This is a genomic window from Actinomycetospora termitidis (genome assembly GCF_030286555.1).
GTDB lineage: Bacteria > Actinomycetota > Actinomycetes > Mycobacteriales > Pseudonocardiaceae > Actinomycetospora > Actinomycetospora termitidis.
This window is the reverse complement of sequence record NZ_JASVWF010000004.1, coordinates 433,631-449,106: the sequence shown is the minus strand read 5'-3', so window position 1 is coordinate 449,106 and position 15,476 is coordinate 433,631. Positions and strand designations below refer to the sequence as shown.

Here is a 15,476-nt window from a genome sequence, read left to right as displayed (position 1 = left end):
ACGATCCGCGCCGTATGTCTGTTTCGCGGAGTTACGACGTCGTGACTCGCCGACGTGGGTCCCCGTGGACCCTCTCCGCGGGCGATGATCGTGCCGAGCCGACCTCAGCCGCAACGGAGCGTGAACCGATGACCGTGATCCGGGACGCCGGGCCCCTCGACGGGACCGCCCTGGGGGAGTTCCTCGCCGGGCTGGACCGCCGGTTCGAGTCCTACGCCGAGCTCCACCGCTGGTCGGTGGAGGACCTCGACGGGTTCTGGCGGGCGGTCCGCGACCACTTCGGGGTGGAGGGCCTGTCCGACGAGGTGCTCGCGAGCCGGGAGATGCCCGGCGCGACCTGGTTCCCGGGCAGCGCGATCAACTACGCCGAGCACCTGCTGCGCGGCGGGCCCGATGACACCGCGGTCGTCGCCTACTCCCAGACCCGCGAGACGCGCGAGCTGACCTTCGGCGAGCTCACCGACCGGGTCGCGCGGTGTCGCGCGGGACTGCAGCGGCTCGGCGTCGGGCGCGACGACCGCGTGGTGGGCTTCCTGCCCAACATCCCGGAGGCACTCGTCGCCTACGTCGCCTGCGCCTCGCTCGGCGCGGTCTGGGCCTCGTGCGCCCCGGAGTTCGGCGCGCGCAGCGTCATCGACCGCTTCGCGCAGGTGGAGCCGACGGTGCTGCTGACCATCGGCGGCTACGTCTACGGCGACAAGCCGATCGACAAGTCGGCCGACGTCGCGACGATCCGCGCCGGGCTCCCGACCGTGCGGCACGTGGTGGCCGTGCCCTACGGCGCCCAGGAGGTGCCGGACGCGCTGAGCTGGGACGACCTGCTCGCCGAGCCGGGAGAGCTCGCGTTCGAGCCGGTGCCGTTCGACCACCCCCTCACCGTGCTGTTCTCCTCGGGCACCACCGGGCTGCCCAAGGCCATCGTCCACGGGCACGGCGGCATCCTGCTCGAGCACCTCAAGAGCCACGCCCTCGCGCTGGACCTGCGCCCGGGCGACCGGTTCTGCTGGTTCACGACGACCGCCTGGACGATGTGGCCGATCCTCGTGTCGGGCCTGCTGTGCCGGGCCGCGGTCGTGCTCGTCGACGGCAACTTCCTGCACCCCGACCTCGGGCAGCAGTGGCGCATCGCGGCCGACGCCCGCCTCACCCACCTCGGCACCAGCCCCGCCTATCTCATGGCCTGTCGCAAGGCCGGGGTCGAGCCGCGGTCGGTGGGGGACCTGACGTCGCTGCGGGTCCTCGGCATCACCGGCTCCCCCCTTCCCGACGACGGGTACGACTGGGCCGCCGAGCAGCTCGGCCCGGACGTGCTCGTCAGCTCGATGAGCGGCGGCACGGACGTCTGCTCCGGCTTCGTCGGCGGGAGCCCGTGGCTGCCGGTGTACCGCGGCGAGCTGCCCGGGCCGTGCCTCGGCGTCGACGTGACGGTGTTCGACGAGTCCGGGCGGGAGGTCGTCGACGAGGTCGGCGAGCTGGTCATCCGCCGACCGATGCCGTCGATGCCGGTGCGGTTCTGGAACGACCCCGGCGACGAGCGCTACCGCGACTCCTACTTCGACGTCTTCCCGGGCGTGTGGCGCCACGGGGACTGGGCGATCCGCACCAAGCGGGGCAGCTTCGTGATCACGGGCCGGTCCGACGCGACGCTCAACCGCGGTGGCGTGCGGCTGGGCACGGCCGAGTTCTACAGCGTCGTCGAGGACCTCCCGGAGGTCGCGGACTCCCTGGTCGTCCACCTCGAGGCGTCCGACGGCGGACCGGGGGAGCTGCTGCTGTTCGTCGTGGTCGCCGGCGGCGGGGACCTCGACGACGCGTTGCTCGCCCGCATCCGGGGCGCGCTGCGATCCGAGCTCTCGCCGCGGCACCTGCCCGACGTCATCGAGGCGGTCCCGGCCGTCCCGCGCACGATGACCGGCAAGAAGCTGGAGAAGCCCGTGAAGCAGATCCTCCGGGGACGGCCGGTCGAGGAGGTCGCGAGCCCCGGGGCGGTCGACGACCCGACCGCGCTGACGGTGTTCGCGGAGCGGGCGGCGCGATGATCGACGTCCACGCCCACTTCGTCACCGACGCCTACGTCGCCGCGGCCCGCGCGGCCGGGCACGAGCAGCCGGACGGGATGCCGGGCTGGCCGTCGTGGACGCTCGCCGGGCAGCTGGAGCTGATGGAGGAGTGCGGGATCGAACGGTCGGTGCTGTCGATCTCCTCGCCGGGCACGCACTTCGGGGACGACGGCGCCGCGCGGGCGCTGTCGCGCGAGGTCAACGAGGTGGGCGCCGGGTTCCGGCGGGACCACCCCGACCGGTTCGGCCACCTCGCCTCGCTCCCGCTGCCCGACGTCGACGGTGCCCTCGCCGAAGCGGCGTACGCCCTCGACGAGCTCGGCAGCGACGGCGTCACCGTGGAGACGAACGCCCACGGCCGCTACCTCGGCGACGCGTCGTTGGCGCCGTTGTGGTCTGAGCTCTCGCGCCGGGAGACGGTGGTGTTCGTGCACCCCACCTCGCCGGTGGGGGCCGCCGCGCTGACCGCCGGGCGTCCCCGACCGATGCTGGAGTTCGTCTTCGAGACGGCCCGCACCTTCGCCGACCTTGTGCTGAGCGGCACCCTCGCCCGCTTCCCCGGCATGCGGTGGATCGCGACGCACGGCGGGGGAGCGTTGCCGCTGGTCGCCGAGCGGCTCGAGCTCTTCCGCTCCGGCTTCCTGGGTGGAGACGGCGAGCCGGTGCCCGACCAGCTGCGCGCGCTGTGGTTCGACACCGCGGGCACGCCGTTCCCGCACCAGGTCCCGCTGCTCGACCGCGTCGTCGGGCTCGACCACCTCGTCTACGGCAGCGACTCCTGCTGGACCCCACCCGCCGTCGTGACGGCGCAGGTCGCGTCGATCGACGCGGCCGACCCGCCGCCCGGAGGCGGCACGTGGCGGGAGCTGACCACCGCGAACGCCGGGCGGCTGTTCGCCTGAGGCCGCCCGGGGTCAGCGGCCGAACCGGGCGTCGATCCCGGCGACGAGGGCGTCGAGCTGGCGGTCGAAGCGGGCGGTCGTGTCGTGCCGGGCACGGCCGAGCTCGGCGACGAGCGGGACGCCGTCGCCGAGCCGTCGGTCGCGGTCCTCGTCCGCGTAGCGCGTGGGGTCGTCCGTGGCGGAGCGGAGGCGCTCCTGCTCCTCGATCACGAAGCCGACGACGAACGCGGTGACCAGGTCGAAGCCGTCGAGGGCGTCGATCGCCGACACGCCGGCGGCGCGCCAGCGCCGGAGCCACGGTTCCTGGGCCCGGAGGACCGCGGGATCGGTCACCAGGGTGCCGCTGAAGGTCCGGGCCCCGTCGCGGTGCGCGAGGTGGACGGTCCGCAGTGCCCGCGCGTAGGCGACGAGGTCGTCCGTCCAGTGCTCCCCGGGCGGGCGGCCGGCGAGCTCCGCGACCACGCGCCGCTGAATCTCGGTGCCCATCTCGTCGAGGAGCTCCTGCTTGTCGCGGACGTGGTAGTAGAGCGCGGGCGCCCGGACCCCGAGCCGGCCCGCCACCGCCCGCACGGTGACGCCGTCGATCCCCCGGTCGTCGAGGACCTCGAGCGCGGCGCCGACGATGCCCTCGCGGCTGATCCCCCTCGCCATGCTTGACAGCTTAACTTAGTTCGACGACGCTTCTGAACAAAGTTCAACACGGACGTCGCAGGAGGACCCGTCATGACCGCGCTCGGCTCCCCGGGACTGCGAGCCGACCGGCTCCTGCTCTTCAGCGACGCTGTCGCCGCGATCGCCCTGACGCTGCTCGTGCTCCCGCTGGTCGACCTCGTGCCCGAGGCGGTCGCGCGGCACGAGGCCCCCGTCGAGGTCCTCGCCCGGAACCTCGTCGCGCTCGGCAGCTTCGTCCTCAGCTTCTTCGTCGTCTGGCGGGTCTGGACCGTCCACCACCGCCTGTTCGACCGCACCGTGACCGTCAGCCCCCGCGTCGTGCGCCTCAACGCACTGTGGTTGCTGTGCGTGGTCTTCCTCCCGTTCCCGGCGGAGATGGTCGCCTCCTACGGTGAGGCGCCGCTCGTCCCGGCCCTCTACGTCGGCGTGCTGCTCGCCTCGAGCGTCACGCTGGTCGCGATGGCGGTGGCGATGCGCCGGACCGCCCCGGAGGGCGAGGCGCCGGACCGGGCGGACCTCGAGCGGGTGGCCGGGAACGCGAGCTGTCTCGCCGTCGCGTTCGTGATCGTGGTGGCCGTGCCCGCCGCCGGCTACTGGCCGCTCCTGCTGCTCCTCGTGGACGGGCCCGTGCTGGCGGTCGTCCGACGGGTCCGCCGGCGACTCGCCCTCGGGGGTTCCTGACGCCGCTCGCGAGTTCCCGTCACGCGTCCTGGCGGGACACGCCCGTCGTCCGGAACCGCCGCCGGTAGGCGCCGGGGGAGAGGCCGACCTCCTGGCGGAACCGCCGCCGGAGGGTCTCGGCGGAGCCGAGGCCGGACCGGCGTGCGATCACGTCCAGCGGGGCGTCCCCGGTCTCGAGCAGGGTGCGGGCGGCCTCCAGGCGGATCTCCTCCACGTAGCGCGCGGGCGAGACGCCGAGCTCCCGCATGAACACGCGCGCCAGGTGCCGTTCGCTGTAGCCCGCCCGCACGCTGAGGGCCGCGAGCCCGTGGTCGCCGGCGGGGTCGGCGACGACCGAGTCCAGCAGTCCGCGCAGCGCGGAGTGCGGCGGCGGCTCGTGGCGCATCCTCGCGCTGAACTGGTCCTGGTTGCCGGGGCGCTGCAGGAAGACCACGAGGAACCGGGCGACCTGCCGGGCGAGCTGCGGCCCGTGGTCGTCCTCCACCAGGGCCAGCGCGAGGTCGATCCCCGCGGTGACACCCGCCGAGGTGAACAGGTCGCCGTCCTGGGTGAAGATCGGGCCGCGTTCGACCTTGGCCTCCGGGAAACACTGTTCCAGGTCGTCCAGACACGTCCAGTGGGTCGTCGTGCGCTTCCCGTCGAGCAACCCGACGGCGCCGAGGAGGAAGGCGCCGCCGCAGACCGCGGCCACGCGCCGGCTCCGTCGGGCCCCTGCCGCCACGGCCGCGGACAGGGCCTCGTCGTGCATCGCCCGCTCCCAGTCGGGGCTCCCGGGCACGACGAGGGTGTCGATCTCCCCGGGGAGGTCGTCCGGCGACGAGCGGACCCCGAGGGTCATCCCCGAGCTGCACTCCACGTCGGCGCCGTCCGGCGACAGGACGACGACCCGGTAGAGCTCCGTCCCCGCCTCCTGGTTCGCAGTGGCGAAGACCTCCGCCGGGCCGCTGACGTCGAGCGACTGCGTCGTGTCGTACGCGAGCAGGGCCACGGTCCTCGCCACCGGGTCAGTATGCCCACGAGGTCCGGATCCGAGGGTGCCGTGTCATGGCGGACGACCGCGGGCGGGAGCAGCGTCGGTGCTCGTCCCGAGCACCTGTCCCCTGGAGGTCAGACCGTGTCCACGTCCCTGCCCAGCATCGTGTTCGCCCACGGTCTGTGGGCCGACGGCTCCTGCTACGCGAAGGTGATCCCGCTGCTGCGGGCCGACGGCTACGAGGTCCTGTCCGCGCAGAACAGCCTGGACTCGCTCGAGGGCGACGTGGCCGCCGTGCGTCGGGCCCTGGGGCGGGTCACGAGCCCTGCGGTCCTGGTCGGCCACTCCTACGGCGGCACCGTGATCACCGCGGCCGGCGCCGACGACCGCGTCGCCGGGCTGGTGTACCTCGCGGCGCTCGCGCCGGACGCGGACGAGACCTCACAGTCCCTGCAGGACCGGTTCCCGACGACCGACGTGTTCGCCCACATCGAGGTCGCCGAGGGCCGCATCTGGCTGCGCGCGAGCGGCATCGACTGCTTCGCGGGCGATCTGCCCGCGGAGGAGCAGCAGGTGGTGTGGGCCACGCAGGGCGTCCCCGACGCCGGGGTCTTCGACCAGCAGGTCGCGGGCACCGCCTGGCGGACGAAGCCCAGCTGGTACGTCGTCGCCCGCGACGACCGCACGGTGAACCCCGAGCTCCAGCGCTTCTGCGCCCAGCGGATGGGGGCGACGACCCACGAGCTCGCGAGCAGCCACGTGCCGATGCTGTCCCACCCCGAGGAGGTGGCCGACGTGATCCGGGCCGCGGCCGCGGCGGTCGGCTCGTCCGCGGCCGGCGTCGCTGCGGGGGGCTAACCGGACGGGTCGGGACCGTGGTCCCGGACGAGCGGCGTCGCGTACCGCTCGCCCCACTCGCGCAGGGCGCCGATCACCGGCATCAGGTCCTGCCCGGCGCGGGTGAGCAGGTACTCGTCGCGCGGGGGGTGCTCGGAGTAGCGCCGCCGCTCGACCAGGCCGGACGCCTCGAGATCCCGCAGGCGCGCCGCGAGGCTCGCCCGCGGGGCTCCGGTGAACCCCTGGATGTCGGTGAAGCGGGTGACCCCGAAGCCGAGTTCGCGCAGCGCGAGCAGGGCCCAGCGGTCGCCGACCAGGGTGAGAGCGTCGGCCACCGAGCACACCCGCGGCCGAGTCGGTTCGACATCTGAACTCACGTCCTCTAGCGTAGCGCTCGTCAGTGAGTTCAGATGTTGAACCGACAGGAGGACATCTGCCATGAGCTCGGTACTGATCACCGGGGCGTCGAAGGGGATCGGGCGCGCGATCGCCACGGAGTTCGCCCGCCGCGGCCACCGGGTGGTCGCGACGGCGCGGAATCCAGCGACCCTGGCCGACCTCGACGTCGCGGATCGCCTCGCCCTGGACGTCACCGACCCGGGGAGCATCGCCGCGGTCGAGCGGGCGGGGGAGGTGGACGTGCTCGTCTCGAACGCCGGGGTGATCTTCTACGCCGCGGTCGAGGCGACCCCGCCGGAGGAACTGGCATCCCTCTTCGAGCAGAACACGGTGGGCGCACTGCGGGTCGCCCAGGCCGTGCTGCCGGGGATGCGGGCCCGCGGGTCCGGTCGGCTGCTCTTCATGTCGAGCGTTGCAGGGCGCACCGTGCTTCCGCCCGGCGGCGCGTACGCCGCGACGAAGTGGGCTCTCGAGGCGCTCGTCGAGGCGCTGGCGATCGAGGTCGCCCCCTTCGGGCTGCAGGCCACGCTGCTGGAACCCGGCGCGGTGAGCTCGGGCGCGCTGGACGACGTCCCCTGGCACCGGCTCCCCGACGACCCCTACCCCCAGCTCGGTGCGGGTGGCTCGGCACGCCGGACGTTCATCACCCCCGAGCAGGTGGCGACGGCGGTGGTCGACGCCGCCGAGACCCCGGACCCGCCGCTGCGTCTCCCGATCGGTGAGCCCGCCGAGAAGCTCCTCGCCGCTCGCCACGCGGCTCCCGACGACCGCCCCTTCGTCCCATGACCGTCCTGGTCACCGGCGCGACCGGTCGGCTCGGCGGTGCGGTGAGTGCGGAGCCTGGGCGCAGCGTCATCGACACACCCGGGACCGTGTCCGAAGGACACGGTTGCCGCGTTGCCGCTGAGTCGCCGCGGCCCCTGCGCCGTGCTGGTGGACCCGCATCCGGCTCGAGTCGGCGGCGGCCGGCCGGTCCACGTCCCCGGGCGCTCAGTCGGCGGGTTCGGTCGCTCGGGCCAGCAGCTCCAGGGAGTGCTCGAGCTGCTCGCGGCCGATCAGGGGCAGGTAGGGCTGGGCCTCGGGGTCGGAGTTCCGCGACCAGTCGTAGATCTGGCTGACCTCGGTGTCCTGCCCTGCGGTGACGAGCCGCCAGACGAAGGTGTGGCCGGCCGCGGGCTGTCCGGGCTCGCCCGGCGCCCAGCCGATCGCGCGGTCCGGTTCGTGGACCACGACGTGGTTCTCGATGCGGTGGTCGCCCTTGAAGTCGTTGCGCATGTTGATCAGGAAGGTCGTCCCGACGCCTCCGATCGGGGACTCGTCCTGCGCCTCTCGGATCATCCCGCTGGTGTCGAGGGCATGGTGGTTCCCGGGCCGGGACAGGAAATCGAAGAGGACGTGCGCGGGCGCCCGGACCGTCCTCGTGACGGTGATCGACTGCTCGCCATCAGTCACGGTGCCGCCCCCCAGCTCGAGATGGAGCAGCACCGTACTCGCCGGGCTGGTGGCCTCACGATCCGTCCGTCGCGACGAGCACCGCCCTGCCGTCGACCACGCCGGCCCGGTCGTCCTCCATGGCCTGCCGGGCCTGCTCCAGCGGGTAGGGCACGGTCCTCGGCGTGCGGAGGTGACCGGCGACGGCCCGGGCTGCCGCGTCGGCGAGAGCGCCGGGCACCCACCGGCGCCCGACGAAACGCACTCCGTACCGCGGTGCCTGCGGGTCGGCGACGGTGACCACCCGCTCCGGCCCGCCCGCCAGGGCGACCAGGTCGGCGAGGTCACCATGTCCGGCGAGGTCGAGCACGCCGTCGACGGCGGGTCCGTCGGACTCCGGGCGGGCGACCGCCTCCCGGACCCGGTCGCGGAGGGCGTCGCCGCGGACCACGGGCGTGGCGCCCAGCGAGGCGACGTACTCCCGATGGGTCGGACCCGCGGTCCCGACGACGCGCAGCCCGTCCGCGACGGCGGCCTGCACGGCCATCGTCCCGACCCCGCCCGAGGCCCCGTGGACCAGCAGGACGGCGCCCGCGAGGAGCGCCAGCTCGTCGAGCGCACTGCGCGCGGTGTGCACCGCCACCTCGAGAGCGCCCGCGACCTCCCAGCTCATCGCCGAGGGCTTGACCACGATCTCGTCCACCGCGGCCAGGGTCTTCTCGGCGTACGCACCGCCCGTGGCCCGGCCGAGCACCTCGTCGCCGACGGCGAAGGCCGTGACGCCCTCCCCGAGGGCCTCGACCACCCCGGCGACGTCGGTCCCCGGCACGACCGGCGCGTCGGGTGCCTCGGAGGACGCCAGGAGCCCGTCGCGCAGCTTGTGGTCGAACGGGTTGACTGCGGCCGCCCGCACGGCCAGCCGGACCTGCCCGGGTCCGGGCTGCGGGTCCAGCCGCGTCTCGGCCTCCAGGACCTCGGGTCCGCCGTAGCGGGCGTAGCAGAACGCGTACGAGCGGTGCTCGTCGTCGGTCACGGTGGCTCCTCGTGCTGGCTGGGATGACACAGTCGCAGTGTAGCTTTAGCACAAAGCTACTTGGCGACGTGCTAGGTTCCGCATGTGGGCGGCGGCGAGCAGGACGTCGGGCGGCGGCAGCGCGAGCAGGTCGCCCAGGCGCTGTCGGCGTACGCGGCGGGCCAGAGCGAGCTCGGCCGCGTCTTCGCCCGGCGCTCCGGGCTGCACCCCACCGACGCGGCGGCGCTGGTGGAGATCCTCCGGGCCGAGCAGCGCGGGCACCCGCTCACGCCGGCGCGCCTCGCCCCCCTCGTCGGTCTGACCAGCGGCGCGACCTCGATCCTGCTGAACCGGCTGGAGGAGGCCGGTCGCGTGACCCGGGTGCGCGGGCACGCCGACCGCCGCACCGTGACGCTGCACTCGAGCGCCGCGGTCACCGAGTCCTCCGAGGCCTTCTTCGGCCCGCTGCGCGCCCGTCTCGACGAGATCCTGAGCAGGTACTCCGCGACCGAGCTCGACGTGGTCGGGACGCTCGTCCACGAACTGAGCGCCGCGGTCGACGCCTACACCGGGCCGCCGTCGACCTGACGCCCCACTCGGCGCGCGCCCGGCGGAGGTCCGGGGCTACCGGTCGCCGCTCGTCTCCGGGGTGAGGTCCTGACGGCCGACCACGCCGAGCAGCTCGAAGAGCTCGACGGAGTCGGTGCCCACCGCCGGGGTGAACCACAACAGGCGCTGGAGCCCGTCCTCGCTGAACAGGTTGAGGCAGTTGACCTCGATGACGCCGAGCTGCGGGTGGACGATCCGCTTGCGGTCGTCCCGCCGGACCGCGACGTCGTGCCGGTCCCACAGGGCGACGAACTCCGGGCTTCGGCGCCGGAGATCGGTGATCATCGCCGACGCCTCCGGGTCCGTCGGGCCCCGGCGGGCGACGGCGGCGCGGAGATCGGCGACGAAGGTCGCGGCGTGGCGGTCGTGGTCGTCCTCGGGGTACAGGCGACGGCTCGCCGGGTCGGTGAACCACCGGTGGACGAAGCTCGCCGCGAACCCCGTCTGCCCGACGGCGGGTCCGAGCAGCGCCTCGGCGAGGTGGTTCTGCACGAGGGTGACGTGCAGGTCGGTGACGACGGCCGCGGGCGTGCCCGACACGCGGGTGAGCAGGTCGAGCATCCCGGGGTGGACGTGCCCGGCCGGGCCGCCCGCGGCGGGCACCGGGCGCCCGGCGAGGTGGTGGAGGTGGTCGCGCTCGTCGTGGGTCGACCGCAGCGCCCGGCTGAGCGCGGCGACGGTCTGCTCGGAGGGCTGGGCGCCGCGGCCCTGCTCCAGCTCGGTGTAGTACTCCACGGACACGCCGGCGAGGCGGGCGACCTCGTCGCGCCGCAGACCGGGGACCCGGCGTCGGGCGGTGGCGGGCAGACCGACGTCCTCGGGCCGGACGCGGTCACGGCGCGACTTCAGGAAGCGACCCAGGTCGACGAGGTCCACGACGCCCAGTCTGCGCCACCCGCCGGCGGCGAGGCAGGCGTCGTCGACCCAGGGGACGTCATCCCCAGGGTGAACGCCCGCTGGTCGATCTCTGCGGTCGCGACGACCGTCGACGGCGTCCCACCCACGGAACACACCGAGGAGAGATCGTGTCGGATCGCATCGCACTGGTGACGGGCGGCAACCGCGGACTCGGCCGGTCCACCGCGCTGGCCCTCGCCGAGGACGGCGTCGACGTCGTGCTGACCTACCGCTCGAACGCGACGGAGGCCGACGATGTCGTCACGGAGCTGGAGAAGACCGGGGTGCGGGCGGCGGCCCTGCGCCTCGACGTCGGCGAGGTGGACGGGTTCCCGGCCTTCGCCGAGGAGCTGCGCACCCTGCTCGGCCGCACCTTCGGCCGCAACCGGATCGACCACCTGGTCAACAACGGCGGCCACGCCGCGCAGACCCGACTGGGCACCACCACGGTCGAGGACGTCGACCGCCTCTACGCCGTGCACTTCAAGGGCCCGTACTTCCTGACGCAGGCCCTGGCCGGGCTGATCTCCGACGGCGGGTCGATCGTGAACCTCTCCAGCGGGCTGTCCCGCTTCGCGGGCGACGGCTGGTCGGTCTACGGCTCGCTCAAGGCCGGCGTCGACCAGCTCACCCGCTACCTCGCCACCGAGCTCGGCCCACGCGGCATCCGCGTCAACGCCGTCGCCCCCGGGCCCATCGCCACCGACTTCGGCGGCGGGACGATGCGCGACGACGACGGGGCGCGGGCGTTCATGGCGTCGCGCGCTGCCCTGGGGCGCATCGGCGAGCCCGACGACGTCGGCCCCCTGATCGCGACGGTCCTCTCCGAGCGCGCCCGGTGGGTCACCGGCCAGCGGATCGAGGCGTCGGGCGGCACCCTGCTCTGAGGTCGGATTCGTCCAAGCCGCCGGGCGCGCCACCGTCGATCATCGGGTGCCATGACGAACAACCGGACGCGCGGGCGCGAGATCACCGTGATCGGGGCGGGGGTCATCGGGCTCTCGATCGCGGTGCTGCTCGCCGAGCAGGGCGACCACGTCGCCGTGGTCGCGGACCGGATCGCGGAGGAGACGACGTCGTGGGCCGCCGGTGCGATGCTCGGCATCGCCGGCACCCCACCGGACGACCCGTCCACCCGGTGGGCGGAGATCGCGACCCCGCGGTTCACCGAGCTCGCCGCCGAGCCCGGGAGCGGAATCCACCTCCTGCACGGCCGCATCTTCACGGACTTCGCCGACGAGGCCCCGCCGTGGGCCCGCGCGCTCCCGGACTTCCGGGCCCTCACCGGCGCGGGGACCGAGGGCTTCCGCAGCGCGATGGAGGTGACGCTCCCGTTCGCCGACATGCCCATCTACCTGGAGCACCTCCGGCGCCGTCTGGAGTCGGCGGGCGGCCGGATCGAGCGACGGCGGGTGAACGACCTGCGGGACGTGGTCGGCACGGCGGACGTCGTCGTCAACGCCGGCGGCGCCGGTGCCCGCGACCTGTGCGGGGACGAGGCCGTGCGCCCGGTCCGCGGAGTCCACGTGGTCCTCGACCACCCCGGGCTCGACACCTTCCGTATGGAGGCCGTCGCCACGCCCGCGTGGACCAACGTCTTCCCGTACCCGGGCCGCGTCGTCGTCGGCGGGGTCGCCCTGCCGGAGGGCGAGGGTCCTCCCGACGACGAGGTCGCCGAGGCCGTCCTGCGCCGCGCCGTCGAGCGGCTCCCGGAGCTGGCCGACGCCCGGGTCCGTGGGCACGAGGTCGGGTGGCGGCCGGTGCGGGCCCGACCCCGCCTCGACGTCGAGGACCGCGAGGGCACCACCGTCGTCCACGCCTACGGCCACGGCGGGATCGGCGTCACGGTGTCCTGGGGTGTGGCGCACGACGTGCACGCTGTGCTCGACGGCGCCGCCTGATCGGGAGCGCTCGACCGCCGAGCGGGTACGCAGCGCTGTCGCAGGTGCGTCCGGAGAGCGCTCAGCACCCGTTGATCACGGTCGTGCGACCCCGAACTCCGGCCGGCGCTTCGCGAGGAACGCGGCGATGCCCTCGCGGCCGTCCGCCGAGGCACCCCGGGCGTACAGCGCTGCGGACTCCCGGTCGAGCTGCTCGTCCAGGGTGGCGTCCGGGCTCGTCGCGACGAGGTGCTTGATCGCGCCCAGCGACCCGGGTGACCCGCGCAGGGCGGCGTCGACGTAGTCGTCGACGGCCGCGTCGAGCCCGCCCGCCGGCACGACCTGGTTCACCAGTCCCCACTCCACGGCGGTCGCGGCGTCGAGGCGGCGGTTCGTCAGGGCGAGCTCGAAGGTCCGCCGCTCGCCGACGCGGCGGGGGAGGAAGTACGAGGCGCCGCCGTCGGGGGACAGGCCCGCCGCCCCGTACGCGAAGACGAAGCTCGCCTCTTCCGCGGCCACCGCGATGTCGGCGGCGGCCACCAGCGACAGGCCGGCGCCGGCCGCCACCCCCTGGACCCGGGCGATCACCGGGGCGTCCGCCGCCGCGAGCGCCCGGACCGCGACGTGGAACGCCTCCGCGGTCTCCTGCAGCCGCGGAGCGGGATCTCCGGTGAACGACGACAGGTCGCCCCCGGCGCAGAAGAACCGTCCGGTGCTGCGCAGGACGATCACCCTGGCGTCCGCGGCCTGCTGTGCGGCGGTGCCCAGGGCGGTCGCCGTCGCGACGTCGATGCTGTTCGAGGCCTCGGGACGGTTCAGCTCGACGACCGCGACCCCGCGGTCGTCGACGGTCAGCCGGACGGGCTCAGGAGACGCCACGCCCGGCAGTCTCCCAGTACGGCGCTCGGAGCTCGCGCTTGAGGATCTTCCCGGCGCCCGAGATCGGCAGGGCCTCGACGAACTCCACGCTGCGCGGGCACTTGTAGCCGGCGATCAGCGCGCGGCAGTGGTCCCGCAGCTCCTCGGCGGTGGTCGACGCCCCCGGTGCGATGACGACGACGGCGTGCACCCGCTCGCCCCACTGCTCGTCCGGTACCCCGATGACGGCGCAGCTGCTGACGGCGGGGTGGCGGGCGAGCGCGTTCTCGACCTCGGCGGAGTACACGTTCTCCCCGCCCGACACGATCATGTCCTTGATGCGGTCGACGACGAACAGGTAGCCGTGCTCGTCGAGGAAGCCGCCGTCCCCGGTGTGCATCCACCCGCCGCGCAGCGCGGTGTCGGTCTCCTCCGGGCGGTTCCAGTAGCCCAGCATCACGTGCGGGCCCCGCGAGACGATCTCGCCGACGGTGCCGGGCGGCACGTCCCGGTCCTCGTCGTCGACGACCCGGACCTCGCTGTGCGGGGCGGCCCGTCCGGCGGAGCGACGCAGCCCGTCGCGACCGTGGTCGTCCGGCGTGAGGATCGTGCACACCGGTGACAACTCGGTCATCCCGTAGAGCTGGGAGAACTCGGCGGTGGGCAGGCGCTTCGCGGCGCGGTCCAGGACGGCCTCGCTGATCGGGCTCGCGCCGTACACGACGCGCTGGAAGCTGGACAGGTCGTACGACGCCGCCTCCGGCGAGTCCACCAGCATCTGGATCATCGTCGGGACCAGCAGCGCGTCGGTGACCTCGTGCTCCGCGACGGCGGAGCCCACCCCGACCGGGTCGAACCCGGGGACGATCACGTGCGTGCCGCCGACGAGGTTGCGCGCCACCCAGGCGGCCCCGTCGGCGAGGTGGAACATCGGCGCGGTGTGCAGGAGCCGCCCACCCGGCACCAGGAAGTGCTCCGTCGCTGCGGTGCCGAGTGCGGAGCTCAGCAGGTTGGCGTGGCTCAGCATGACGCCCTTGGGGCGCCCGGTCGTGCCGCCGGTGTAGTAGATCGCGGCGAGGTCGTCCCCGCCGCGCAGCGCGTCCGGCACCGGATCGTGCCGCGCGATCAGGTCCTCGTAGGCGTGCTCGCCGTCTCCGACGTCGTCCCCGACGTGGATGACGGTCCCGACGCCGGGTGCGCGCTCCAGGATGCCGGGGACCATCGTCCGGAAGGTGTGCTCGACGATCAGGACCCGGGTGCCCGAGTCGGCCAAGGAGAAGGCGATCTCCTCGACGCTCCAGCGGGTGTTGACCGGGACGGTCACGCCGCCCGACCACGGCACCGCCAACTGGACCTCGTGGTAGTCGTCCCGGTTGAGCGAGAGGATCGCGACGCGGTCGCCGGTCTCGACCCCGAGCGCGCGGAGCGCCGCGGCGAACCGGGCGACGCGGTCCTGGCTCTCCCGCCACGTCCGGGTCCGGCCGCCGAACACGGTGGCGGCGAGGTCGGGGGTCTGCTGGGCGGCGCGGGTCGGCCCCTGGGTCAGGCGCATCGGTCACCTCTTCGTCGAGAGGACTACAACCTCACATCACGCCTCGAACTAGTCAAGGCGTACTAGTCAGCGGGTACGGTGACCCGGTGCCGGCTTCCACGAACGCCCCGCTCCCGGTGCAGCAGCGCGCCTGGGAGACCCGCGAGCGCATCCTCGGCGCCGCGGTCACCTGCCTGGCCGAGGACGGGTACGCGGCGGCCACCACCTCGCGCATCCAGGCGCGGTCCGGGGTGTCGCGCGGCAGCCTGCTCCACCAGTTCCCGTCCCGGGAGGACCTGCTCATCGCCGCGGTGCAGCACCTCGCGGCCGCGCGCACCGCCACGCTCGACGCCCCGCCCTTCGAGCGCGGTGACGTCGACGCCTCGATCGACGCGCTGTGGAACTCCCACCACGGCACGCTGTTCGCGGCCACCCTCGAACTGTGGGTGGCCGCCAAGAACCACCCCGACCTGGCGACCGCCCTGGCCCCCCGTGAGCACGAGCTGGGCCGGGCGATCCGGGGCGCCGTCGCCGAGATGTTCGGCCCGGAGATCGCGGGTCGGCCGTGGTTCGGCGACTTCGTCTCCGTCCTGCTCACCAGCCTCCGCGGCGCGGCGTTGACCTACACGTTCGCGGCCCGCGAGCACACCGTCGATCCCCTGCTGGGCGTCTGGAAGCGCCTCGCCCGCCTCTACCTCGCGAGCGACCCCGGGCTCGCGTGACCGGGTGCCCCG

17 protein-coding genes are annotated in these 15,476 nt (G+C 74.1%); 9 read left to right on the top strand and 8 right to left on the bottom strand.

All coding sequences use genetic code 11. The features are described 5' to 3' along the window. The first annotated feature begins 128 nt into the window (after positions 1-128). Positions 129-2,039: an acetoacetate--CoA ligase gene (locus QRT03_RS20415; RefSeq protein WP_286054867.1), complete on the top strand. Its 1,911-nt coding sequence runs from the start codon at positions 129-131 to the stop codon at positions 2,037-2,039. Further along, positions 2,036-2,962 (top strand): amidohydrolase family protein, encoded by a 927-nt coding sequence (locus QRT03_RS20410; RefSeq protein ID WP_286054866.1) that lies wholly within the window; start codon positions 2,036-2,038, stop codon positions 2,960-2,962. Before QRT03_RS20415 ends, QRT03_RS20410 begins: the two co-directional genes overlap by 4 nt. Positions 2,963-2,974: 12 nt before the next feature. On the opposite strand, the gene QRT03_RS20405 is transcribed toward QRT03_RS20410, so the two are convergent. Then, positions 2,975-3,613, bottom strand: a complete 639-nt coding sequence (locus QRT03_RS20405; protein WP_286054865.1) for a TetR/AcrR family transcriptional regulator C-terminal domain-containing protein — start codon at positions 3,611-3,613, stop codon at positions 2,975-2,977. Between the two features lie 72 nt (positions 3,614-3,685). Here QRT03_RS20405 and QRT03_RS20400 point away from each other — a divergent pair, with 72 nt between their 5' ends. After that, positions 3,686-4,315, top strand: coding sequence for a TMEM175 family protein (locus QRT03_RS20400; RefSeq protein WP_286054864.1), 630 nt, complete (start codon positions 3,686-3,688; stop codon positions 4,313-4,315). A gap of 19 nt (positions 4,316-4,334) precedes the next feature. Here QRT03_RS20400 and QRT03_RS20395 read toward each other — a convergent pair whose 3' ends face one another. Continuing rightward, positions 4,335-5,315: a GlxA family transcriptional regulator gene (locus QRT03_RS20395; RefSeq protein WP_286054863.1), complete on the bottom strand. Its 981-nt coding sequence runs from the start codon at positions 5,313-5,315 to the stop codon at positions 4,335-4,337. Positions 5,316-5,429: 114 nt separating this feature from the next. Between QRT03_RS20395 and QRT03_RS20390 the strand changes: the two genes are divergently transcribed. Beyond that, a complete protein-coding gene (locus QRT03_RS20390) occupies positions 5,430-6,146 on the top strand; it encodes an alpha/beta fold hydrolase (RefSeq protein WP_286054861.1) in 717 nt (238 codons plus the stop codon). On the opposite strand, the gene QRT03_RS20385 is transcribed toward QRT03_RS20390, so the two are convergent. After that, a complete protein-coding gene (locus QRT03_RS20385) occupies positions 6,143-6,460 on the bottom strand; it encodes a winged helix-turn-helix transcriptional regulator (RefSeq protein WP_286054860.1) in 318 nt (105 codons plus the stop codon). The genes QRT03_RS20390 and QRT03_RS20385 overlap by 4 nt on opposite strands. 103 nt (positions 6,461-6,563) lie before the next feature. On the opposite strand from QRT03_RS20385, the gene QRT03_RS20380 reads away from it, so the two are divergent. Next, entirely contained in the window at positions 6,564-7,310 is a 747-nt protein-coding gene (locus QRT03_RS20380; protein ID WP_286054859.1) for an SDR family oxidoreductase, read from the top strand. Between the two features lie 204 nt (positions 7,311-7,514). On the opposite strand, the gene QRT03_RS20375 is transcribed toward QRT03_RS20380, so the two are convergent. Then, a complete protein-coding gene (locus tag QRT03_RS20375; RefSeq protein ID WP_286054858.1) occupies positions 7,515-8,009 on the bottom strand; it encodes an SRPBCC family protein in 495 nt (164 codons plus the stop codon). Positions 8,010-8,031: 22 nt separating this feature from the next. Next, a complete protein-coding gene (locus QRT03_RS20370; protein ID WP_286054857.1) occupies positions 8,032-8,988 on the bottom strand; it encodes an NADP-dependent oxidoreductase in 957 nt (318 codons plus the stop codon). A gap of 84 nt (positions 8,989-9,072) precedes the next feature. Here QRT03_RS20370 and QRT03_RS20365 point away from each other — a divergent pair, with 84 nt between their 5' ends. Next, positions 9,073-9,555 carry a MarR family winged helix-turn-helix transcriptional regulator gene (locus QRT03_RS20365; RefSeq protein ID WP_286054855.1) on the top strand — a complete coding sequence of 161 codons (483 nt, stop codon included), beginning with the start codon at positions 9,073-9,075 and terminating at the stop codon, positions 9,553-9,555. 36 nt (positions 9,556-9,591) lie between these two features. Here the strand turns inward: QRT03_RS20365 and QRT03_RS20360 are convergent, their stop codons facing one another. Beyond that, entirely contained in the window at positions 9,592-10,452 is an 861-nt protein-coding gene (locus QRT03_RS20360) for a helix-turn-helix transcriptional regulator (protein WP_286054854.1), read from the bottom strand. Between the two features lie 149 nt (positions 10,453-10,601). On the opposite strand from QRT03_RS20360, the gene QRT03_RS20355 reads away from it, so the two are divergent. Together QRT03_RS20355 and QRT03_RS20350 are read left to right on the top strand one after the other, a co-directional pair. Continuing rightward, the gene (locus QRT03_RS20355; protein WP_286054853.1) at positions 10,602-11,360 is read left to right on the top strand and encodes an SDR family NAD(P)-dependent oxidoreductase; all 759 of its coding nucleotides are present in this window, start codon (positions 10,602-10,604) and stop codon (positions 11,358-11,360) included. Between the two features lie 51 nt (positions 11,361-11,411). Next, positions 11,412-12,374: an FAD-dependent oxidoreductase gene (locus tag QRT03_RS20350; RefSeq protein ID WP_286054852.1), complete on the top strand. Its 963-nt coding sequence runs from the start codon at positions 11,412-11,414 to the stop codon at positions 12,372-12,374. A 75-nt stretch (positions 12,375-12,449) separates the two neighbouring features. Here QRT03_RS20350 and QRT03_RS20345 read toward each other — a convergent pair whose 3' ends face one another. Both QRT03_RS20345 and QRT03_RS20340 read right to left on the bottom strand, forming a co-directional pair. After that, positions 12,450-13,232, bottom strand: a complete 783-nt coding sequence (locus QRT03_RS20345; RefSeq protein WP_286054851.1) for an enoyl-CoA hydratase/isomerase family protein — start codon at positions 13,230-13,232, stop codon at positions 12,450-12,452. Further along, a complete protein-coding gene (locus QRT03_RS20340; RefSeq protein ID WP_286054850.1) occupies positions 13,219-14,763 on the bottom strand; it encodes an acyl-CoA synthetase in 1,545 nt (514 codons plus the stop codon). The genes QRT03_RS20345 and QRT03_RS20340 overlap by 14 nt, the downstream gene beginning before the upstream one ends. An 86-nt stretch (positions 14,764-14,849) precedes the next feature. On the opposite strand from QRT03_RS20340, the gene QRT03_RS20335 reads away from it, so the two are divergent. Next, positions 14,850-15,464 (top strand): TetR/AcrR family transcriptional regulator, encoded by a 615-nt coding sequence (locus QRT03_RS20335; RefSeq protein ID WP_286054849.1) that lies wholly within the window; start codon positions 14,850-14,852, stop codon positions 15,462-15,464. The last annotated feature ends 12 nt before the right edge of the window (positions 15,465-15,476 follow it).

What these genes read in the sequence shown, in the direction of transcription:
- QRT03_RS20410 (WP_286054866.1), top strand. Translation starts at nt 2,036, where the DNA reads ATGATCGACGTCCACGCCCACTTCGTCACCGACGCCTACGTCGCCGCG.
- QRT03_RS20405 (WP_286054865.1), bottom strand. Translation starts at nt 3,613, where the DNA reads ATGGCGAGGGGGATCAGCCGCGAGGGCATCGTCGGCGCCGCGCTCGAG.
- QRT03_RS20415 (WP_286054867.1), top strand. Translation starts at nt 129, where the DNA reads ATGACCGTGATCCGGGACGCCGGGCCCCTCGACGGGACCGCCCTGGGG.
- QRT03_RS20340 (WP_286054850.1), bottom strand. Translation starts at nt 14,763, where the DNA reads ATGCGCCTGACCCAGGGGCCGACCCGCGCCGCCCAGCAGACCCCCGAC.
- QRT03_RS20400 (WP_286054864.1), top strand. Translation starts at nt 3,686, where the DNA reads ATGACCGCGCTCGGCTCCCCGGGACTGCGAGCCGACCGGCTCCTGCTC.
- QRT03_RS20350 (WP_286054852.1), top strand. Translation starts at nt 11,412, where the DNA reads ATGACGAACAACCGGACGCGCGGGCGCGAGATCACCGTGATCGGGGCG.
- QRT03_RS20380 (WP_286054859.1), top strand. Translation starts at nt 6,564, where the DNA reads ATGAGCTCGGTACTGATCACCGGGGCGTCGAAGGGGATCGGGCGCGCG.